General features: G+C 69.6%; 20 protein-coding genes. 6 read left to right on the forward strand and 14 right to left on the reverse strand.

The window, feature by feature from the left end:
• Positions 1 to 44: 44 nt before the first annotated feature.
• From FHU31_RS24705 to ftsH, 7 genes are all read right to left on the reverse strand, one after another.
• Entirely contained in the window at positions 45 to 1,346 is a 1,302-nt protein-coding gene (locus tag FHU31_RS24705; RefSeq protein ID WP_234901636.1) for a DUF6779 domain-containing protein, read from the reverse strand.
• A 66-nt stretch (positions 1,347 to 1,412) separates the two neighbouring features.
• A complete protein-coding gene (locus FHU31_RS24710) occupies positions 1,413 to 1,886 on the reverse strand; it encodes a DUF3180 domain-containing protein (RefSeq protein WP_167163368.1) in 474 nt (157 codons plus the stop codon).
• Positions 1,886 to 2,401 carry a 2-amino-4-hydroxy-6-hydroxymethyldihydropteridine diphosphokinase gene (folK, locus tag FHU31_RS24715; RefSeq protein ID WP_167163369.1) on the reverse strand — a complete coding sequence of 172 codons (516 nt, stop codon included), beginning with the start codon at positions 2,399 to 2,401 and terminating at the stop codon, positions 1,886 to 1,888. Before folK ends, FHU31_RS24710 begins: the two co-directional genes overlap by 1 nt.
• Entirely contained in the window at positions 2,398 to 2,778 is a 381-nt protein-coding gene (folB, locus tag FHU31_RS24720; RefSeq protein ID WP_167163370.1) for a dihydroneopterin aldolase, read from the reverse strand. Before folB ends, folK begins: the two co-directional genes overlap by 4 nt.
• Positions 2,771 to 3,574 (reverse strand): dihydropteroate synthase, encoded by an 804-nt coding sequence (gene folP / locus FHU31_RS24725; RefSeq protein WP_167163634.1) that lies wholly within the window; start codon positions 3,572 to 3,574, stop codon positions 2,771 to 2,773. Before folP ends, folB begins: the two co-directional genes overlap by 8 nt.
• A gap of 26 nt (positions 3,575 to 3,600) precedes the next feature.
• On the reverse strand, positions 3,601 to 4,200 hold the full coding sequence (gene folE, locus FHU31_RS24730) for a GTP cyclohydrolase I FolE (protein WP_167163371.1): 600 nt from the start codon (positions 4,198 to 4,200) through the stop codon (positions 3,601 to 3,603).
• Positions 4,197 to 6,470 (reverse strand): ATP-dependent zinc metalloprotease FtsH, encoded by a 2,274-nt coding sequence (ftsH, locus tag FHU31_RS24735; protein ID WP_167163372.1) that lies wholly within the window; start codon positions 6,468 to 6,470, stop codon positions 4,197 to 4,199. The genes folE and ftsH overlap by 4 nt, the downstream gene beginning before the upstream one ends.
• Positions 6,471 to 6,600: 130 nt before the next feature.
• Here ftsH and FHU31_RS24740 point away from each other — a divergent pair, with 130 nt between their 5' ends.
• Positions 6,601 to 7,524, forward strand: coding sequence for an alpha/beta fold hydrolase (locus tag FHU31_RS24740; RefSeq protein ID WP_167163373.1), 924 nt, complete (start codon positions 6,601 to 6,603; stop codon positions 7,522 to 7,524).
• A 39-nt stretch (positions 7,525 to 7,563) separates the two neighbouring features.
• Positions 7,564 to 8,295, forward strand: coding sequence for an SIMPL domain-containing protein (locus FHU31_RS24745; RefSeq protein WP_167163374.1), 732 nt, complete (start codon positions 7,564 to 7,566; stop codon positions 8,293 to 8,295).
• On the opposite strand, the gene FHU31_RS24750 is transcribed toward FHU31_RS24745, so the two are convergent.
• From FHU31_RS24750 to dacB, 5 genes are all read right to left on the reverse strand, one after another.
• Positions 8,292 to 10,526, reverse strand: coding sequence for a molybdopterin-dependent oxidoreductase (locus FHU31_RS24750; RefSeq protein WP_167163375.1), 2,235 nt, complete (start codon positions 10,524 to 10,526; stop codon positions 8,292 to 8,294). The two genes, FHU31_RS24745 and FHU31_RS24750, sit on opposite strands and share 4 nt — an antisense overlap.
• An 18-nt stretch (positions 10,527 to 10,544) precedes the next feature.
• The gene (gene hpt / locus FHU31_RS24755; protein WP_167163635.1) at positions 10,545 to 11,105 is read right to left on the reverse strand and encodes a hypoxanthine phosphoribosyltransferase; all 561 of its coding nucleotides are present in this window, start codon (positions 11,103 to 11,105) and stop codon (positions 10,545 to 10,547) included.
• Positions 11,106 to 11,167: 62 nt separating this feature from the next.
• Positions 11,168 to 12,124 carry a tRNA lysidine(34) synthetase TilS gene (tilS, locus tag FHU31_RS24760; RefSeq protein ID WP_167163376.1) on the reverse strand — a complete coding sequence of 319 codons (957 nt, stop codon included), beginning with the start codon at positions 12,122 to 12,124 and terminating at the stop codon, positions 11,168 to 11,170.
• Positions 12,103 to 13,179: an Rv3626c family coenzyme F420 biosynthesis-associated protein gene (locus FHU31_RS24765; protein WP_167163377.1), complete on the reverse strand. Its 1,077-nt coding sequence runs from the start codon at positions 13,177 to 13,179 to the stop codon at positions 12,103 to 12,105. Before FHU31_RS24765 ends, tilS begins: the two co-directional genes overlap by 22 nt.
• Positions 13,176 to 14,561 (reverse strand): D-alanyl-D-alanine carboxypeptidase/D-alanyl-D-alanine endopeptidase, encoded by a 1,386-nt coding sequence (gene dacB / locus FHU31_RS24770; protein ID WP_167163378.1) that lies wholly within the window; start codon positions 14,559 to 14,561, stop codon positions 13,176 to 13,178. The genes FHU31_RS24765 and dacB overlap by 4 nt, the downstream gene beginning before the upstream one ends.
• Before the next feature lie 89 nt (positions 14,562 to 14,650).
• Here dacB and FHU31_RS24775 point away from each other — a divergent pair, with 89 nt between their 5' ends.
• The 4 genes from FHU31_RS24775 (at position 14,651) to FHU31_RS24790 (ending at position 17,915) form a co-directional block, all read left to right on the forward strand.
• Complete coding sequence (locus tag FHU31_RS24775; protein WP_090354106.1) at positions 14,651 to 15,139, forward strand: inorganic diphosphatase; 489 nt, start codon at positions 14,651 to 14,653, stop codon at positions 15,137 to 15,139.
• A gap of 114 nt (positions 15,140 to 15,253) precedes the next feature.
• The gene (locus tag FHU31_RS24780; RefSeq protein ID WP_167163636.1) at positions 15,254 to 15,724 is read left to right on the forward strand and encodes a 2-oxo-4-hydroxy-4-carboxy-5-ureidoimidazoline decarboxylase; all 471 of its coding nucleotides are present in this window, start codon (positions 15,254 to 15,256) and stop codon (positions 15,722 to 15,724) included.
• 17 nt (positions 15,725 to 15,741) lie between these two features.
• Entirely contained in the window at positions 15,742 to 16,761 is a 1,020-nt protein-coding gene (gene alc / locus FHU31_RS24785) for an allantoicase (protein WP_409371248.1), read from the forward strand.
• 20 nt (positions 16,762 to 16,781) lie between these two features.
• A complete protein-coding gene (locus tag FHU31_RS24790) occupies positions 16,782 to 17,915 on the forward strand; it encodes a serine hydrolase domain-containing protein (protein ID WP_167163379.1) in 1,134 nt (377 codons plus the stop codon).
• A 70-nt stretch (positions 17,916 to 17,985) separates the two neighbouring features.
• Here the strand turns inward: FHU31_RS24790 and FHU31_RS24795 are convergent, their stop codons facing one another.
• Both FHU31_RS24795 and FHU31_RS24800 read right to left on the reverse strand, forming a co-directional pair.
• On the reverse strand, positions 17,986 to 19,542 hold the full coding sequence (locus FHU31_RS24795; RefSeq protein ID WP_167163638.1) for an aldehyde dehydrogenase (NADP(+)): 1,557 nt from the start codon (positions 19,540 to 19,542) through the stop codon (positions 17,986 to 17,988).
• Between the two features lie 124 nt (positions 19,543 to 19,666).
• Positions 19,667 to 20,059, reverse strand: a complete 393-nt coding sequence (locus FHU31_RS24800; protein ID WP_170847102.1) for a hypothetical protein — start codon at positions 20,057 to 20,059, stop codon at positions 19,667 to 19,669.
• Positions 20,060 to 20,127: the final 68 nt, after the last annotated feature.

Genomic DNA, 20,127 nt, shown 5'->3' on the forward strand with positions numbered 1-20,127 from the left:
CCAGTCCTGCCCTGCAGGTACCAGACGGTCGGCATGAGCCTAGCTCACTCGTCACGGCGGCGACGCCGCCCGCCTCCGGCGCTTCCCCCGTCGCCTCGCTCGCCCTGGAAATTTCCCGCCTGCAGCCGCGACAGCAGCTCCGAGACCGGCTGGCCACCCGCATGCTGACCGGCGGCTTCTTCTGACGTCTCCTCGGGCGGTGCGGGTTCGTCGGCGCTGCGGTGCCGGGCCGAGCGGCTGGGCTCCGGGGGTAGCGGCGGGGTGGCCAGCGTCGGTGACGGCGCAGGTTCGGCGGGCACCGTAGGGCGTGGAGTGCGGGGCGGCGCGTCGGCGTCGGCGCCGGAATGGCGACCGCGGCGGGTCTCCACGGGCGGCGGGGTCATCGCCGGACCCGGGTGCACCGGGGGCACCGGCGGCGGCATCGGTTCGACGGGTGGCGCCACCCAGTTGCTGCCCGGAGCGCCTGCGGGGATCCACTCGCCGTCGGCCGGTGCCGGCCGCCAGTCGGCGGCAGGGCGGCGCGGCGGCGCCTGCGGCGGGGCCGGGGGCGTCCATGCCGGCGGCGGCGGACTCGGCGGCTGAACCGGCGGCTGGGGCGCGGGCTGGGGCTGGGGCTGCCACACCGACTCTCGTGCCGGCGGCGGGGGCGGTGCAGGCTCCCGCGCGGGCGGCGCGCTCCACGGTGCCGGCTGCTCTGCTTCACCGGCCCTGCGATGGGCGCCACCGGCGGGCTGCGACGGACCCCATTGATACTCGGGCACATGAGGTTCGGCGGGCACGTCGATGATCGGACTCTCCTCGGTGCGGGGCTCGGCCCTGCGCGAGGCAAAGGACTCCACTCGTTCCTCGATATCGATCCGGCTGGCGATCACCCGTCCCGCCGGGCGATCGGTTTCCAGTGCGGGCCGCTGATCGAGGTCGGTGTCGAACAAGATCTCCAGATTGTTGCGCAGCGCCGCCAACTCGGCGCGCAGCGCCGCCACCTCGTCGGCGGCCTGGGCACGCAGCTCCGCGGCCAGTTCCCGGCGCAGTTGTGACTCCACGGCAAGTTCGTATTCGCGGCGGGCCGAGATCTCCCGGTCCAACTGGAGGTCGTAGACGAGTTTGAGATCACGCACCTTGGCCTGATCGACGTCACTCTGCCTGCGGTAGATCACCGAGACGAACGCGGCGACCACTGCCGCCCACAACGCCAGCACGACTGCGAGTTTGAGCAATTCGACCCGGTTGGTGAACACCAGCACCGAGCTGGCGACGATGGCCAGCACCAGCAACACCGACAGCAGGATCCATCCCGGCCTGCGGGAAACGCGTCGAACGCGCATGCCGCGGGACGGATCGGTCATGGGCTGACTGTACCGGTCACAGCTCGCATAGCGTGTCGACCACCGCGGCGATTCGAGCAGATTCGGCTACTCCGGCGCCGCATCCCGGGGCTGCTCGCGCTCGTCCGGGGACTTGCAGCAATGCTCCAGCCACAGGGCCGCCGCCACCAGCGCCAGCGCGCACAACGCGGCGACCACCGACCCGGGGATGTCCTCGTGCGGGATCCGGATACCTCGGCGCGGCAGCAGATAGCCCAGTACCCCCAGCCACCAACCGAACACCAGAGCGCCCAGCCACGCCGACGCCTTCGCCGTCACCACCGAGCGGGCCACCGCCAGCGGGTGCAGCCGGCCGGCACCCACCCCGATCCGCCCATCGCGAACCCGACCCCGCACCACGTAGCCCCAGCCGGCTTCGGCACCCGCCACCACGAGCAACGACACCCCGGTCCACAACGTGATCGGCGGGAACCACCGGTAGAGCCAGACCACCAGCAGGTATCCCACGATGGCCGCCGCCGCGGCCACGAACACCAGGTCGCGCCTACGCGTCGGGCCCATCAGTTGCTCAGTACCAGGTCGGTGGGCCGGACCCCGTCCCGCTCACGGGCGTCCAATTCGGCGAGCAGCTCCGTCACCGGCCGGTCCAGCCCGGTCACCCAGAGCCGCGCGGCCGGATCGACGGCCAGCCACGGGATCAGCACGAAGGCACGCAGGTGCGCGTAGGGATGCGGCAGCGTGAGCTCGGGGTCGGAACTGCGCACCTGCTCCAGTCCGTCCCGGCAGGCGACGATATCGACATCCAGAGTGCGTGGCCCCCAGTGTATTTCGCGCACCCGCCCGGCTGCGGTCTCGAGATCCTGGCAGCGCCGCAACCAGCCGGCCGGGCTCAGCCCGGGATCGTCGGCGAGGACGACGGCGTTGAGGAACGGGCCCTGCTCGACCCCACCCCAGGCATCGGTCTCGTACACCGGTGAGACCGCGCGCACCGCCACCCCGAGGCCGTCGACCACCGACTGCAGATGCCCGAGGCGGTCACCCAGGTTCGAACCGATGGACAGCACCGCGCGGGTCACGGGCGCTCCCGCATCCCGCGCCTGGACCTGCGCGCCACCACCGCGACATCGCTGAACGTCAACGGGATCGGCGCACTGGGCTTGTGCACCACGACCTCCACCGCGTGCACCCGCGGGTCGGTCATCACGTCCTCGGCGATCTCCGCCGACACCGTCTCGATCAGGTTCCGCGGCGGCCCGGCGACGATGCCGGCGGCCCGCTGGGCCAACGCGCCGTAATCCAGCGTGTCGGCCAAGTCGTCGCTGGCGGCGGCCACCGCGAGGTCCACCCAGACCGTCAGGTCTATGACGAAGTCCTGCCCGTCTCGGCGCTCATGCTCGAACACGCCGTGGTATCCGCGAACAGTCAAGCCGCGCAATTCGATTCGATCAGCCATCGGACCCTCCCCACGCCGTCACAACCTTCAGCGCATCGACGGATGCCCGCACATCGTGGACGCGGACACCCCAGGCGCCGTCGCGCGCCGCCAGCGCCGAGACCACCGCGGTCGCGGTCTCCCGGCCGGCCGGAGGCCGCGGTTCGCCGTCGGCGCCGGCCAGCAGGGCACCCAGGAAACGCTTGCGGGATGCACCCACCAGCACCGGGATCCCGGTGCTGACGAATTCGGGCAGCGCCCGCAGCAGGGCCCAATTGTGTTGGGCCGTCTTGGCGAAGCCCAGCCCCGGGTCGATGATGAGCTTGCCCGGATCCACCCCGGCCTCGACCGCCGCGTCGACACTGCGCATCAGTTCGTCACGCACCTGCGTCACCACATCGGTGTACTGGGGCGCCTCATGCGGCTCGTCGGCTCCGACCGAACGCCAGTGCATCAGAATCCACGGCACCTTCGCCTCGGCGATCAGGCCGGCCATCGCCGGATCCGCGCGGCCGCCCGACACATCGTTGACGATCTGCGCACCGGCGGCCAGCGCCGCTTCGGCCACCGCGGCGTGCATGGTGTCGATGCTGAGCGTGACTCCCTGGGCTGCAAGATCTTCGATGACGGGTACCACCCGGCCGATCTCGACCGCGGCATCCACCCGGGTGGCACCGGGCCTGGTCGATTCGCCGCCCACGTCGATGACGGCGGCGCCGTCGGACACCAACGCCACGGCGTGGGTCACGGCCCGGTCCCGGTCGAGGAACTGCCCGCCGTCGGAGAAGGAGTCGTCGGTGACGTTGACGACACCCATCACGACCGGGGAGAGGGAAGCGACGCTCACTTCCGCAGGATCAGTTCCAGTGCCTCGGCCCGGGATGCCTTGTCCGTCTTGAACTGTCCGCGTACCGCCGATGTCGTGGTGACCGCACCCGGTTTGCGCACCCCACGCATCGCCATGCACAGGTGCTCGGCCTCGATGACAACGATCACCCCGCGCGGATCGAGCTTGCGCATCAGGGCGTCGGCGACCTGTGCGGTCAGTCGCTCCTGAACCTGTGGACGCTTCGCGTAGAGGTCGACCAGCCGCGCGATCTTGGACAGCCCGGTGACCCGGCCGTCCAGGCCCGGGATGTAGCCGACATGCGCCACGCCGTGGAACGACACCAGGTGGTGCTCACAGGTGGAGTACATCGGGATCTGCTTCACCAGCACCAGTTCGTCGTGCTGCTCGTCGAACGTGGTGTTGAGCACCGCGTCGGGATCGGTGTACAGCCCCGCGAAGATCTCCCGGTAGGCGCGAGCCACCCGGGCGGGAGTGTCGATCAGACCGTGCCGATCCGGGTCCTCACCCACGGCCAGCAGGAGTTCGCGCACGGCGGCCTCGGCGCGCGGCTGATCGAAGTCACGCAACGCTGCAGTGACATCACTCGCCGTCATCGGCGCTCCTCGGGTGCCTGTTCTCCGTGGGTGGGCGGGTAGGGCGGGTACGGCTGCTGCTGATGCGGCGGGTAGCCGGGGGGCTGCTGATGTTGCGGGGGTTGGTTCGGCGGATACCAGTAGCCCTGCTGGTCGCGCGGCGGCCAGCCGGGAGCGTGCCAGCCCGCGGGCGCACCGTAGTCGGGCTGCGCACCGTTGGGGGCTGCGTTGGCGGCTCCGTTGCTGTGGCCGTGACCGGCCCCGGCTCCATTGCCGTTGCCATGACCGTTCTGCGGCGCGGCCTGGGCCGCCGCACTGGCCTTGGCGATGGCGGCCTTGAATGCCGGTTCGGGCACCGGCGGCGGCCAGGGCTCGCCGCGCTCGATCGCGATCTCGCCCGGGGTCTTGATCGGCGGCTTGTCCGAGGGGATGCGGCCACCGAACTCGTCGAACATGGTGAGCCGGGGCCGCTTCTTCACGTCGACGAGGATCCGCTCCAGGTCGGGGCGGTGCAGCGTCTCCTTCTCCAGCAGCTCACCGGCCAGGATGTCGAGGACGTCCCGGTACTGGGTGAGCACCTCCCACGCCTCGGTGTGGGCGGCCTCGATCAGCTTGCGGACCTCGTCGTCGATATCGCGGGCGACCTCGTGGCCGAAATCGGCCTGCGTGCCCATGGTACGGCCGAGGAACGGATCGCCGTGTTCGGTGCCGTACCGCACCGCACCCAGCTTGGGGCTCATGCCGTGCTCGGTGACCATCGCCCGGGCCACCTTGGTCGCGTTCTCGATATCGGACACCGCGCCGGTGGTGGGCTCACGGAAGATCAGCTCCTCGGCGGCACGGCCACCGACCGCCATCACCAGGCGCGCGATCAGCTCGGAGCGGGTCTGCAGCCCCTTGTCGTCCTCGGGGACGGCGACCGCGTGCCCGCCGGTCCGGCCGCGGGCCAGGATGGTGACCTTGTACACCGGATCCAGGTGCGGCATCGCCCAGCCGGCCAGGGTGTGCCCGGCCTCGTGGTAGGCGGTGATCTTCTTCTCGAACTCGCTGATGATGCGGCCCTTGCGGCGCGGGCCGCCGAGCACCCGGTCGACGGCCTCCTCCAGCGCCGCGCCGGTGATGACCGTGCCGTTCTCGCGGGCGGTGAGCAGCGCGGCCTCGTTGATGACGTTGGCCAGGTCCGCGCCGGAGAAGCCGACGGTCCGCTTGGCCAGTCCTTCCAGATCCGCGTCGGGGGCGATCGGCTTGCCCGCCGAGTGCACCTTCAGCACGGCACGGCGCCCGGCCAGGTCCGGGTTGGAGACCGGGATCTGCCGGTCGAACCGGCCGGGACGCAGCAGCGCCGGGTCGAGGATGTCGGGCCGGTTGGTGGCGGCGATCAGGATGACGCCCTGGCGGTCGCCGAAACCGTCCATCTCGACCAGCAGCTGGTTGAGCGTCTGCTCGCGTTCGTCGTGGCCGCCGCCCATCCCGGCGCCACGCTGACGGCCCACGGCGTCGATCTCGTCGACGAAGATGATGCACGGGCTGTTCTGCTTGGCCTGTTCGAACAGGTCCCGCACGCGGGAGGCGCCGACACCGACGAACATCTCGACGAAATCGGACCCTGAAATCGTGAAGAAGGGCACACCGGCTTCGCCTGCCACCGCACGGGCCAGCAGCGTCTTACCGGTCCCGGGCGGCCCGAACAGCAGCACACCCTTGGGGATCTTGGCGCCGAGCGCCTGGTAGCGGCTGGGGTTCTGCAGGAAATCCTTGATCTCGTACAGCTCTTCGACGGCCTCGTCCACGCCGGCGACATCGGCGAAGGTGGTCTTGGGCATGTCCTTGCCCAGCTGTTTGGCCTTCGACTTGCCGAACCCGAAGCCCATCCGGCCGCCGGTCTGCATCCGGGAGAACATGACGAAGAGGCCGACCAGCAGCAGCAGCGGCAACATATAGATCAGCAGCGAGCTGAGCAGGCTGCTCTGGTTGACCACGGTGTTGGTCTTGGCGTTCTTCGCGGTAAGCGCATTGAACAGGTCGACGCCGTACCCGTTGGGGTACTTGGTGATGATCTTGTCGCTGTTCTCGGTGTCGCCGTTGCCGGACTTCAGCTCCAGACGCACCTGCTGTTCGCGGTCGTCGATCTGAGCGCTCTTGACGTTGTCGGCGCTGATCTGCGCCATCGCCACCGAGGTGTCGACGGGCTTGTACCCGCGCGTGTCATCGCTGAAGTAGAAGAAGGACCAACCCAGCAGCAGCACGACCGCGATCGCGGTGAGTGTGCGGATCACGTTTTTACGGTTCATCGATGTCTTTCGCCGGCAGGTGTGAGCCGACCCGGTCCTTCCAATGAGCGCAGTTGAGAACTTTCAGGCTACCGCTAGACCAACGATCGGCAGTTCCCACCATGGGAACGGAGTGTGCTTTGGTGGATTGGTGGTCACCCCGACGGAGCGGTCAGTCGACACCAACGGCGTCACCCTTCGGATCACCGAGGCCGGCGAACGGGGCGCACCGGTGGTCGTACTGGCCCACGGCTTCCCCGAACTGGCGTATTCGTGGCGACACCAGATCCCGGCTCTGGCGGCGGCCGGCTACCACGTCATCGCCCCTGACCAGCGCGGCTACGGCGGCTCCTCGCGGCCGCCGGCGGTCGAGGACTACGACATCGTGGCGCTGACGGGTGACCTCGCGGGCCTGCTCGACGACATCGGTGCCGAACGAGCGGTGATGATCGGGCACGACTGGGGATCCCCGGTGGTGTGCAACTTCGCGCTGCTGCACCCGGACCGGGTGGCGGCCGTGGCAGCCCTGAGCGTGCCGCCGGTGCCCCGGGCCTCGGAACCGCCGACCCGGATCTGGCGCCGGCTCGTCGGCGACGGGTTCTTCTACATCCTGCATTTCCAGGAGCCCGGGGTCGCCGATGCGCAGATGGCCCGCGATGTGCGCGACACCATGGCACGCATGGTCGCGATGCAGGGTTTCACCGCGCCGGTCACCGATCTCACCGAGACTCCGCTCCCGTCACTTCCGGACTGGATCAGCGCGGACGAATTCGAGCATTACGTCGCGGCGTTCGAACGGACCGGGTTCACCGGGCCGCTGAACTGGTACCGCAATTTCGATCGCAACTGGGAGCTCACGGAGGTGACTCCGGCGCGCACCATCACCGTGCCCACCCTCTTCCTGGCCGGCAGCGCCGATCCCGTCCTGACGTTCACGCCGCGGCACCGGGTGCACGACGTGGTCACCGGTGCCTACCGCGAGGTGCTGCTGGACGGCGCCGGCCACTGGCTGCAGCAGGAACGCCCCGGTGAGGTGAACGCGGCGCTCCTGGAGTTCCTGGCCGGCTTGAGGTGATCTAGCTGGACCGATCCGTCCAGCCGCTAGGGTGCGAACATGCCCCTTGCACTGCGTGCCGCCATCCGTCTGGCCATAGTCGCCGCGACGGTTGTTGTCGGCGTCGCCGCCTGTGATGCGAAACCCGCCTCCCCTGCGTCGTCCGGCACCCACGCGCCGCGTCAGGTGACGGTGGTCGGTAGCGGCAAGGTGCAGGGCACCCCGGACACGCTGACGGTGTCGGCGTCGATGGAGGCCACCGCACCCGATATCACCGCGGCACTGAACCAGACCAGCCAGCGCCAGCAGGCGGTGATCACCGCCCTCGGTGGCGCCGGCGTCGACAAAAAGGACATCAGCACCTCCCAGGTGTCGCTGCAGCCGCAGTACAACATCGACGGCTCCACCATCTCCGGCTATCGGGCCAGCAACTCGATCGAGGTCAAGATCCGCAAGATCGACACCGCGTCGAACATCCTGTCGCTCATCGCCAACACCGGCGGCGAGGCCACCCGGATCAATTCGATCAACTACTCGATCGAGGACGACTCGCAGTTGGTCAAGGACGCCCGGACACGCGCCTTCAACGACGCCAAGGACCGTGCCGATCAGTACGCCCAGCTGTCCGGGCTGACCCTGGGCAAGGTCATCTCCATCTCCGAAACCACCGGTGCCACGCCGCCGCCGACACCGATGCCGATGCCGCGGGCCGCGATGGCCGAAGCCGTCCCGCTGGAGCCGGGACAGCAGACCGTCGGGTTCTCGGTGACGGTGGTCTGGGAGCTGACCTAGCCGGCAGGCGCGATATCGACGGGGATGCCGTTGAGCACCGCGGTCCCCGACAACGGATCCAGCGCGCTGCCGTCGTTGAGCTGATTGGCATTCACCCCGGGTTCGGTCGCCGCGACGGCCAGCCTGGTGTCCGCGCGGTCATGACCCCAGCCGTGCGGCAGCGACACCACACCGCGGCGCAGGCCCGGCGTCACCTCGACCGGCACGATCACCTCGCCACCGGGCCCGCGCACCTTCGCCGAATCGGTCAGGCCGAGTTCGGCAGCGTCGTCGGGGTGCACCTGCAACGTGCACCGGTTGCTGCCGCCGGTCAGCGCCGCGACATTGTGCATCCAGCTGTTGTTGGATCGCAGGTGCCTGCGCCCGATCAGCACGAATGCCTCGCCTGCGCGGCCGATCGACGCCCGCAACCGGGCGGTGTCGGCGACCAGTGCCGGTGGCGCCAGCTCCACCTTGCCCGACGGCGTCGAGATCACCTGCGCCAGCCGTGGTTTCAGTGGACCCAAGTCGATACCGTGCGGCGCCGCCTTGACCTTGTCCAGCGTCAGTCCGTCCGGATGGGCACCGAACCCGTCGCCGTACGGACCCAGCCGCAACATCATGTCCAGCCGGCGTTCGTACCCACGCACCCCGGTCAGCACCGCGGCCAGTTCCTCGACCGGCCGGCCGTGCACGGGTGAGTTCGGATCGGTGGTCGCCTTGGCCAGGGTTGCCGCGATCACCTGGTCGTCGACCAGTCCGGGATCGCCGTGCGGGCCCACCCCGTACAGGATCAGGGCCAGCCGGGACAGGATCTCGGCTTCATCGGGCCGGCCGTCGGCCGGGGGCAGCACGGGTGGGGTGTAGCGCACGTTGTTGTGCACGGCCAGGTTGTTGAGCGCGAAGTCGAAATGCGGGCTCGCCGACGGCGGCGGCGGGGGCAGGACGACGTCGGCGTGCCGGGTGGTCTCGTTGAGGTAGGGGTCGACGGACAGCATGAACCCGACACCCGCCAGCGCTCGGTCCAGCCGGGCCCCGTCGGGCGCCGACAGCACCGGATTACCGGCGATCGTGATGACCGCCTTGAGCTGGCCGTCGCCCGGGGTGTCGATCTCCTCCGCCAGTGCCGCCGCGGGCAGTTCGGAGAGCACCTCGGGATGCCCGGACACCCGGCTGTGCCACCGGCCGGTGACGAACCCGCGCCCCGGCCCGGGTTTGCGCGGCGCGGGAGCCGCCGCGCCGAGCGGGAACATCGCTCCGCCGGGCCGGTCCAGGTTGCCGGTCAGGATGTTCACCACATCGACGAGCCAGCTGCCGATGGTGCCGAATTCGACTGTGGATGTGCCGATTCGGCCGTACACCGCGGCCGAGGGTGCCGCCGCGATCTCGCGGGCCAGCTCCCGGATCTCCGCGGCGGGCACACCGCAGTGTTCGGCGACGGTCTCCGGCGCGAAAGCCTCCGCCAGCGCGCGCACCTCATCGACACCGTCGACCTGCGCGGCGATCTCCCCCAGGTCGGTGAGCCCCTCGTCGAACAGGACGTGCACGACCGCGAACAGCAGCGCGGCGTCGGTGCCGGGCCGTGGCGCGAGATGACGATCCGCCAGCGCGGCAGTCCGGGTGCGCGCCGGATCGATGACGGTGAGGCGGCCGCCGCGGCGGCGCAGCGCCCGCAGCTTGCCGGGAAAGTCGGCGGCGGTGGCCAGAGATCCGTTGGACACCATCGGATTGGCGCCGATGATCACCAGGTGGTCGGTGCGATCGATATCGGGCACCGTGAAGGCGACGGGGCTGCCGAACAGGTAGCCCAGCGAGACGTGTTTGGGCATCTGGTCCAGCGTGCTCGCGGAGAACACCTGCCGGGTGCCCAGCGCCTTGACGATCACGGGCGCGTACAGCGCTCCGGCGACGGTGTGCGCATTCGGATTGCCAAGGTAGACACCGACTGACGTCCCTCCATGGGCGGAGAGGACGCCACCGAGGCCGGCGGCGACGGCATCGAACGCCTCGTCCCAGCTCGCCTCGACCAGCACGCCGTCGCGCCGGATCAGCGGGCGACTCAACCGGTCCGGGTCGTTGTCCAGTCCGGGCAGGCTGGCGCCTTTGGGACAGACGAAGCCGGCGCTGAACACATCGTCGGCGTCGCCTCGAGCGTGGGTGATGCGGGCCGCGCCGTCAGAGCGGTCGATGGTCACGACCAGTCCGCAGGTGGCCTCGCACAGCGGACAGATCCGAAGGGCTGATTCGGTCATCACCGCATTCTGCGCCGTCTACGGGTGCTCGTACACCTTGGGTTCCAAGGTGCCGATGAACGGCAGGTCGCGGTAGCGCTCGGCGTAGTCGAGGCCGTACCCGACCACGAACTCGTTGGGGATGTCGAAACCGATGTGGGCGATGTCCACATCGGCGCGGACCGCCTCCGGCTTGCGCAGCAGCGCGCACACCCGCAACGAGCGCGGGCGCCGGGTGGCCAGGTTGCGCAGCAGCCAGGACAGCGTGAGTCCGGAGTCGACGATGTCCTCGACGATCAGCACGTGCCGGTCGTTGATATCGCGGTCGAGGTCCTTGAGAATCCGGACCACCCCCGAGGATGAGGTCGAGGACCCGTACGAACTGACGGCCATGAACTCCAGCTGGGTGGGCAGCGGGATGGCGCGGGCCAGGTCCGTGACGAACATCACCGCACCCTTGAGGACCGTGACGAGCAGAAGATCGTCCTCGCCCTCGACCAGCGCGCCGTAGTGCTCGGCGATATCGGCCGCGAGTTCGGCGGTGCGCGTCTGGATCTGCTCTTCGGTGTACAGCACCGACTTGATATCGCCGGGGTACATCTCGGCAGCGGATTGCGCGGGCACGCCCACAGCGTGCCACGTAAACCCGCCGTGCTCCAACGTCACACAGTTTCGGTGTGCATCGTGAGCACCCCGTCGCGGCGGCCCGCAAACAGCCGCGCCCGCCGCAGCGCGGATCCGACGGCCACCCCGCCCTGCCCGTGCCAGGCGGTGACCAGCGCATCCACCCGGCGGATCTGCAGGCTGGTGAGATCGCGAGCACCGCCCTCGAGCAGCCACAGCCTGATCACCCGACGTCGCACCGCGGCCGGCAGTGCGGCCAGTGCGGCGGTCTCCAGGCCCTCGCCCCGCATGATCTCCGGCAGGGTCCGCTCGGCCAGCGCGTCCAGGGCCTCGGTGTCCTCGCGAAGTGCGGCGGCGGTGCGGGCCAGTGCGCCGGCAACCCCGCCGCCGAGCACCTCCTCCAGCAGCGGCAGGACCTCGGTGCGCAACCGCACCCTGGTGTAGCGGGGGTCGGCGTTGTGCGGATCCTCCCAGGGAGTCAGACCGAGTTCGGCGCACGCGGCCCTGGTCACTGCGCGGCGTACGGCCAGCAGCGGGCGGCCCCACGGGGCGTCGAATTCGCGCATGCCGGCGATGGACCGGGTGCCCGAACCGCGGCCCAGCCCGAGCAGCACCGTCTCGGCCTGGTCGTCGAGGGTGTGCGCCAGCAGCACGGGCAGCCCGGTGCGCGCGTGATCCAGCGCCCGGTAGCGCGCCGTACGGGCGGCCCCTTCCGGCCCGCCCGCGGCACCCACGTCCACCGTAAGAATCTGTGCGTCAACGCATCCCAGATTCAGCGCCTGTTGGCGGGCGGTCTGCGTGACGGTGGCCGAGCCGGCCTGCAGGCCGTGGTCGACGATCAGCGCGACGGTCGGACGCAGCGCCGCCGCGACCGCGGTCAGGGCCAGCGAGTCCGCGCCGCCGGACAGTCCGACGCACCAGCGCTCGCAGTCGTGCGCCGCGGCGAACGCGCCGACCGCGGCGCGCAGTTCGGCTACAGCACCCGGTCGATCCACCGTTGCGGCTCTTCGATTTCCGGGGGTAACGGCAGCGTCTGCGCACTGGTCCAGATGGTGTTGAAGCGGGCCATGCCGACCCGGCCGACCACCTCGTCGACGAAAGCCTTACCGCGGGTGTACTGGTTCATCTTGGCCTCGAAGCCGAGCAGCGCACGGATAATCCGTTGCAGCGGGGGCTGTTTGCGCTGTCGACGATGATCGAACCGGGCCCGGATGGTGGCCACCGACGGCACCACCGCCGGCCCGACGGCATCCATCACGTGTTCGGCATGCCCTTCCAGCAGGGTGCCCAGCACGAGCAGCCGGTCCAGCGCCTGGCGTTGCGGTTCGGCCTGCACGGCCCGCAACAGTCCCACCACACCGCCCGGATTCTGGTCGGCGACCTCACCTTTGCGCTGATCACGCACATAGCCGGCGAGCCTGCCGACGACGTCCCCGACCTGCTCGCCGGCATCGTGGGTCAGCGTCGACAGCGACGACGACATATGTTCGGCCAGCCACGGATTGGCTCGGAACTGCACCCGGTGCGTCACCTCGTGCAGGCACACCCAGAACCGGAAATCCGTCGGGTCGACCTGCAATTGCCGTTCCACGGCAATGACATTCGGGTACACCAACAGCAGTTCCCCGCCGGTGCCGTCGGGTTCGGGGCCGGCCGTGAACGGATCGTACTGACCGAGGATGCCCGAGGAGATGAAGGCCAGCACCGCGCCGGTCTGCGCACCGGTGAGTTTCGAGGTCAGGAATCCGCCGGGAGTATCGCTGCCTCCGGTCATCACCCGCATCGATCCGGTGGCGGCCCGTACCCATTGCGGGCGGTCCACCACCCGTGCTTCGGTGATGTCCGCGCCTTCGTTGAGCCCGGTCACCTCGCGGACCGGTTGCTCTGCGCGGCGGGCCAATTCGGCGAGCTGGGCGACGGCCTGATCGCGGGTGTAGTCGGTGGTGGCCGGGGCGGGGCGGGCCAGTTTCGCGCCCACGGTGGCGGCCAACTCCCAGTCGACGGCGCCACCGATGGTCAACTTGCGGGAATCACTTCCCCGGTCGCTCATCCGCCGCACCCACAGGACCGCAATACCGCGGCCAGTGCGTCCAGCGACGTCCGGCCGGTCGGCCCGGCGTTGTTGGACATCAACGCGAACGTCAGCACCCGCCCGCTCTTGTCGGTGACGATGCCCGCCAGGGTGTTCACCGCCGTCAACGATCCGGTCTTGGCCCGCAGCCAGCCCGCGGCGGCCTTACCGGCATCGGTGTCCAGGTAGCGGTTGGACAGCGTGCCGCTGCCACCGGCGATCGGCAGCACGTCCAGCAGCGGACGCAACTGGGGGTGCTCCCCGCTCACCGCGGCGGCGACGGCACCGTCGAGCGTGTCGGCGGTCAACCGGTCGTCGACCGACAGGCCACTGGAATCCACCAGCACGGCGCCCGCGGTATCCACGCCGACACCGCGCAGTTGGGTCAGCACTGCGGCCACGGCGCCGTCGAAGCTCTGCGGCCGGTTCAGCGCCGCGGCAACCTCACGGCCGGTCGATTCGGCCATCACATTGTCGGATTCGTTCATCATCTGCCGGAGCCGCTCCAGCAACGGCGGCGACTTCACCGAGGCGATCTCCCGGGCATCCGGTACCGGCCCGGAGGCGACGGTCACGCTCGCGGGATCCACGCCCAGCGCGGCGGCCAGCGCGCGGCCGGCGTCCAGGCCCGGGGTGGTGGAGCGTCTCGATTCGGCGGACACCGGCTGGATACGTCCCCCGTCGAGCATCACCGACTCCATCGGGGCGATATCGCCGCCGTCGATATCGGCGGGATCCCAGCCCGGCGCCATGGTGGGCCCGCTGTACGCGGACAGGTCGACCTGCACCGCGGTCACGGTGGCACCGCTGCGCCGCACCTGATCGGCCAGATCGCTGATCCGGGCCGCCCCCTTGTACCACGTGGGTTTGTCCGCGGGTGCCGCCGACAGCGTCGGGTCGCCGCCGCCGTGCAGCACCACCAGACCGGGCGTCGGGCCGGCCAGCACCGTGGTGGTCAGCGTCGCGTCCCGGTCCAGGGTGGCCAGTGCGGCGACGGTGGTGAGCACCTTGTTGGTCGAGGCCGGCAGCATCGGGATGGTGGCGCCCTGGGCCCAGAGTTCGGCGCCGGTGCCGGCGTCGGTCACCCTGCCGGTCAGCGCCCCCAGGTTGGGGTCGGCCAACGGACCCGCCAGCGCGGCGGCCAGGCCCGCCGGGGACGGCTTGTCGGTGTCGTCGGCCAGGGCCTGCACGCCGGGCGCGGCGGTCGCCGGGGCGGGCTGCGGCCGGACCGCGTCGGTATTGCGGGCCGAGGTGTCACCCGAGGTCAGCACCGCGGCGACCCCGATGACGGCAGCAACGAGCACCAGTACCACCAGGCCGATCACCAGGTGGGTGGATCGGCGCCACCGAGCGGGCCGCATATAGAGCAGGGTATCGGTACCTCTAGGGTGGACCCGCGTCGTCAGGTGGCGACCCCCACAGACACAGTGCCCATGGAGGAGCTTTGAGCGTGCAGTTCGACGTCGTCATCGAGATCCCCAAGGGATCGCGCAACAAGTACGAAGTGGATCACGAGACCGGGCGGGTCAAGTTGGACCGCTACCTCTACACCCCGATGGGCTACCCCACCGACTACGGGTTCTTCGAGAACACCCTCGGCGAGGACGGCGATCCGCTGGACGCACTGGTACTGCTGCCCGAGTCCGTTTTCCCCGGCGCGATCGTCGAGGCCCGGCCCGTGGCGATGTTCCAGATGACCGACGAAGCCGGCGGTGACGACAAGGTGCTGTGCGTGCCCGCGGGTGATCCGCGCTGGGATCACATCCAGGATCTCAGCGATGTGTCGTCCTTCGAGCTGGACGCCATCAAGCACTTCTTCGTGCACTACAAGGACTTGGAACCGGGCAAGTTCGTCAAGGCTGCCGACTGGGCGGGACGCGAGGCCGCCGAGGCCGAGCTGGCGCGCTCCGTCGAGCGTTTCAAGACCACAGGTCACTGATCGGCGCGCCGGGCCGAGCCCGCCCGAACTTTCGCTTTGGTAAGTGATTTAGCACTGCCGTAACACGGGGTAACGCCGCCGTGCTTTGCGCCTTCGATCATGGGCTTTGTGCTGATGCATCAAGGGATCGGCCTGGACGCGTTCAACGCGTTGCCCGAACGCAAAGCGGTACACGCGCTCTACGAGTGCTGTCACTGCGTGACGCTGGCCGGCGATCTGGCCGGCGGGCGGCCCTATCCCGATCACAACAGCCTGTTCCGGCGCGCGGACGCGCTGCTGTTCGCCCTGTCCGAGCAGTCCGTCGACGCGATCCTGCAGGCCTATCCGTGCTCGGTACGGCCCTGCGACGACAGCGAGCGGGCCGCCCTGCGAACCGCCGAGGACAGCTACCGGGACCGGTTCGGCTTCGACTATGTGATGTACGTCGCGGGCCTGTGCGCGCCGGACGTGCTCACCACCATCGCCGACCGCATGCACAACGACGTCGAGACCGAGCGCAAGGTGGTGCGCAACGAACTGGCCAAGATCAACCGGACCCGGTTGGAGCGGATGCTCGGGCCCGAGGGCGGGTTCGACAACTGGTGAGCCATTAGGCTCTGCGCGTGAGCAGTAGTACCCCTCCACACTTCCTGGCCTTCCCCGATCTGGCTTCGCGTGCCGCCGGCGGCGCGGTGATATGGGCCAACGACGATCTGTTCGCCGAGAAGGAGAACCTGATCACCCCCGCCGCGGCCGAGTTCCGGCCCGCGACGTTCGGGCACAAGGGCCAGGTCTATGACGGCTGGGAGACGCGGCGGCGCCGCGGCGCCACCGCCGATTCCTGCGATTCGGCGATCGTGCGGCTCGGGACGGCCGGCGTGGTGCGCGGTGTGGTCGTCGACACCGCCTGGTTCACCGGCAACTATCCGCCGCACATCTCGGTCGAGGCGGCCAACGTCACGGGCCATCCCTCGGTCGAGGAATTGGTGCACAAGACCGAGTGGACGCCCATCGTGGAGCGCAGCGCGGTCAACGGCGATACCCGAAACCCGTTCCCGGTCAAATCAACCCGACGGTGGACGCATGTGCGTCTGTCGATGTACCCCGATGGCGGGATCGCACGGTTCCGGGTGCACGGCGAAGGTCTACTCGATCCCAGTTTCGCCGAGGCGCTGCCGCTGGATCTGGCGGCCCTGGAGAACGGCGGCCGGATCACCGCCTGCTCCAACATGTTCTACAGCTCGCCGAACAACCTGCTGCTGCCCGGCACGCCCCGGCACATGGGTGAGGGCTGGGAGACCTCCCGGCGCCGCGATGCCGGGAACGACTGGGTGCAGGTACACCTGGCGAACCAGGGCGTGCTGGCAGCCGCCGAGCTGGACACCTCCTACTTCGTCGGCAACGCCCCGGGCTGGGCGCGACTGTCGGGCCGGGACGGCACCGGCGACTGGTTCGAGTTGCTGCCACGCACCGATCTGCAACCCGATACCCGGCACCGGTTCCTGATCCGGGACGACCGCCCGGTCACCGAGGCCCGGCTCGATATCTACCCGGACGGCGGAATGGCCCGGTTGCGCCTGTTCGGCACGTTGACTTCGCAAGGGCTGCAACAGGTTCGACAAATCTGGGCTGCCAGCTCCTGAATCTGGCAGATGATGGCCCGATGACCTTGCAAGGACATTGGGACGACCGCTTCGCTCAGGTGGCCGCTGCGCTGGAGACCGCCATTGCCGACGGCGAGGAGGTCGGCGCGGCCATTGCCATCGATATCGGTGGCCAGAGCGTCGTCGACATGTGGGGCGGTCATGCCGACGCCGCCAGAACCCGGCCCTGGGCCGCGGACACTGTGGTCAACGTGTGGTCGTCGACCAAAACCGTCACCTCCCTCGCCGCGCTGATGCTCATCGACCGCGGCCTCATCGCCGCACACGACCGCGTCGCCGAATACTGGCCCGAGTTCGCCGCCAACGGCAAGGACGGCGTGCAGATCCGTCACCTGCTCACCCACTCCTCCGGTGTCTCGGGCTGGGATCAGCCGGTGGTCCCCGAGGACATCCTGGATTGGGACAGGTCCACCGCCGCGCTGGCCGCCCAGGCCCCGTGGTGGGAACCCGGCACCGCGTCCGGCTATCACGCGCTGACCTACGGGCATCTGATCGGCGAGGTGGTGCGCCGCGTCACCGGTAGCCCGCTCAAGGACTTCGTACGCGACGAGATCGCCGGGCCGCTGGGCGCCGACTTCCAGATCGGCGCACCCGAGGACACCGACCGGATCGCCGAGATCGTCCCAGCCACAGAACGTTTCGAGTTCCCACCGTTGGATCAGTGGTCGGAGCCGATGCTCAAGACGTTCACCGGCCCCGCCCCCGAGCCGGGCATCGCCAACACCGCGGCCTGGCGCGCGGCCGATATCGGCGCCGCCAACGGGCACACCAATGCCCGCGCGCTGGCCAAGATCCTGTCGGTGATCTCACTCGGCGGCACCGTCGACGGCGTCACCCTGTTGCGGCCGGAGACCGTCGAGAAGATCTTCGAGGTCCAGCTGGAGGGACCCGATCTGGTGCTCGCGGGCCATCCGTTGCGCTGGGGCCTCGGTTTCGGCCTGCCCAAGCCCGAGACGATTCCGTATGTACCCGACGAGAAGATCTGCTTCTGGGGCGGCTGGGGTGGGTCATGGGAGACCATGAATCCGGACCGCCACGCGACCATCGCGTACGTGATGAACAAGATGGGCCCGGGCGTCGAGGGGTCGCCTCGCACCGACCGGTACTTCCGGCTGATCTACGACGCCCTCTGAAACCGATGCCCTCTGAAACCGATTACGCGGCCGACGTTTCGAGGTTGATCTCGCCGTGGACTGATTGACGTCAGTCGCGGGTGAGTTGGCCGTCGATCCGGCGCCACACACCGTCCGGGTTGCCGTCGGCGATGACGCTGGGCAGCAAGGCGTCGGGGACATCCTGGTAACACACCGGACGAAGAAAACGCTCGATCGCCCTGGCCCCCACCGACGTGGTGCGCGAGTCGGAGGTCGCCGGGTACGGCCCGCCGTGCACCATGGCATGCCCGACCTCGACCCCGGTGGGCCAGCCGTTGAACAGAATGCGCCCGGCTTTGAGCTCCAGTACGGGCAACAGCTCGGCCGCCACCTGATAGTCGGATTCCTCGGCGTGCACGGTGGCCGTCAGCTGGCCGTCCAGGCCGGCGGCGACGGCCACCATCTCCTCGATGTCGGCGCACCGCACGAGCACGCTCGAGGCTCCGAACACCTCGGCCTGCAGCGCGTCGGTGGCCAGGAAGGTCGCCGCGTCCGTGCTGAACAAGGCGGCTTGACAATAGGTCTCGCCGGCGGCCGCCTGGCCACGGGCTTCCTCGGTGGACACGGCGCGCAACGTGTCCACCCCCTTGGCGTAACTCGCGGCGATACCCGGAGTCAGCATCGGGGTCGCCGCGGCCGTGGCGAGCGCGGTGCCGGCCGCGGTCAGGAAGTCCTCCAAGCCGGGACCGTCCACCGCGAGCACCAGCCCGGGGTTGGTGCAGAACTGCCCGGAGCCCATGGTCAGCGACCCGACGAACGCCGTGCCGATCTCGGCACCACGCGCGGCAAGTGCACCGTCGAGCAGGAACACCGGGTTGACGGCACTCATCTCCGCATACACCGGGATGGGCTCCGGTCGAGCGGCCGCGGTGGCCACCAAAGCCATTCCGGCAAAGCGTGATCCGGTGAATCCGACGGCCTTGATGCGCGGGTCGGCCACCAGCGCGACACCCAGCCCGGGGCCGGAACCGAACAACAGCGAGAAGGTGCCCGCGGGCATCCCGCTCTGCGCGACGGCGCGCGCGATGGCCGCCCCGACCAGCTCCGAGGTGCCCGGATGGGCGTCGTGCGCCTTCACCACCACGGGGCAGCCGGCCGCCAGCGCGGAGGCGGTGTCGCCACCGGCGACCGAGAACGCCAGCGGGAAGTTGCTCGCGCCGAACACCGCGACGGGACCCAGCGGTACCTCGCGCTGCCGGATGTCCGGACGCCGCAGCGGGCTGCGGTCGGGTTGGGCCGGGTCGATTCGTGCGCCGTTCCAGCTGCCCTCGCGCAGCACCGCGGCGAACAGCCGCAGCTGACCGGTGGTGCGGCCGACCTCGCCGGCGATCCGCGGCTCGGGTAGCCCGCTCTCGGCGACGGCGCGCTCCACCAACTCGGTCTTGATCGCCTCGATACTCGCGGCCACCGTCTCCAGGAACCGGGCGCGCTGCTCCGAGGTGGTCGCCCGGTACGGGCCGAACGCCTCGGCGGCAGCGGCGCAGGCGCCGTCCACATGCGCTTCGTCGCCGTAGCGGTAGGCGGGCTCCAACGTCTGGCCGGTGGCGGGATTGAATCCCCGGATTTCGGTACCGGTTCCGGCGACGGGGTTGCCGGCGATGAGCATCTGGCCGGTCGGGCGGGCGGTCAGTCGGGTGGTCACGCGTTCAACGCTAGGACCCTGATCAATTCATGTCCAAGACTATTTTGGCGCGCACTAATGCATGAATTGCATTAGCAATGGTGCAGACTCAGGCCGAGATACGACCCCGCTCGGCAAGCCGGCGCAACACGTCCTCGCCCAGCCCGCGCAGGTCCTGCGGGGAGTCCGCCGCGACCAGCGTTACGCCATCGGCGACCTCGGCCGATTCGATATCGGCGATCAGCCCGGCCAGCCCGTCCACGGTTCCGGCGTACCGGACGCCCGCGGTCTTACCGTCGAGCGACGCATAGGCCGCCCGGACATCACCGTGTGCGGCCACGGTGACCTCGATGTCGAGAATCACCGCGACCCGTTCGGGGCCGCCCCGCAACCTGGCTCGGGCCCGCCGGGCCTGACCGAGATCAGCGGCCGCCACCCGCACCACCGGCTCGGCACCGGACGTCAACTCGCTCCACGCATCGTCTGCCAGGAATAACCGCACGCCGCCACAGTAGGTGCGGCACGTGAGACTGCATACGGTTGCGATCACCCAGACCACAAAGCAGCCAG

The sequence above is a fragment of the Mycolicibacterium fluoranthenivorans genome (assembly GCF_011758805.1).
Taxonomy (GTDB): Bacteria; Actinomycetota; Actinomycetes; order Mycobacteriales; family Mycobacteriaceae; genus Mycobacterium; species Mycobacterium fluoranthenivorans.

Bases quoted from the DNA above. Each gene is read 5' to 3' on its own strand.
- FHU31_RS24705 (WP_234901636.1), bottom strand. From the start codon at position 1,346: ATGACCGATCCGTCCCGCGGCATGCGCGTTCGACGCGTTTCCCGCAGG.
- FHU31_RS24710 (WP_167163368.1), bottom strand. From the start codon at position 1,886: ATGGGCCCGACGCGTAGGCGCGACCTGGTGTTCGTGGCCGCGGCGGCG.
- folB (WP_167163370.1), bottom strand. From the start codon at position 2,778: ATGGCTGATCGAATCGAATTGCGCGGCTTGACTGTTCGCGGATACCAC.
- folP (WP_167163634.1), bottom strand. From the start codon at position 3,574: ATGGGTGTCGTCAACGTCACCGACGACTCCTTCTCCGACGGCGGGCAG.
- folE (WP_167163371.1), bottom strand. From the start codon at position 4,200: ATGACGGCGAGTGATGTCACTGCAGCGTTGCGTGACTTCGATCAGCCG.
- ftsH (WP_167163372.1), bottom strand. From the start codon at position 6,470: ATGAACCGTAAAAACGTGATCCGCACACTCACCGCGATCGCGGTCGTG.
- FHU31_RS24745 (WP_167163374.1), top strand. From the start codon at position 7,564: ATGCCCCTTGCACTGCGTGCCGCCATCCGTCTGGCCATAGTCGCCGCG.
- FHU31_RS24750 (WP_167163375.1), bottom strand. From the start codon at position 10,526: ATGACCGAATCAGCCCTTCGGATCTGTCCGCTGTGCGAGGCCACCTGC.
- hpt (WP_167163635.1), bottom strand. From the start codon at position 11,105: ATGTACCCCGGCGATATCAAGTCGGTGCTGTACACCGAAGAGCAGATC.
- FHU31_RS24765 (WP_167163377.1), bottom strand. From the start codon at position 13,179: ATGAGCGACCGGGGAAGTGATTCCCGCAAGTTGACCATCGGTGGCGCC.
- dacB (WP_167163378.1), bottom strand. From the start codon at position 14,561: ATGCGGCCCGCTCGGTGGCGCCGATCCACCCACCTGGTGATCGGCCTG.
- FHU31_RS24780 (WP_167163636.1), top strand. From the start codon at position 15,254: ATGCATCAAGGGATCGGCCTGGACGCGTTCAACGCGTTGCCCGAACGC.
- FHU31_RS24790 (WP_167163379.1), top strand. From the start codon at position 16,782: ATGACCTTGCAAGGACATTGGGACGACCGCTTCGCTCAGGTGGCCGCT.
- FHU31_RS24795 (WP_167163638.1), bottom strand. From the start codon at position 19,542: ATGCTCATCGCCGGCAACCCCGTCGCCGGAACCGGTACCGAAATCCGG.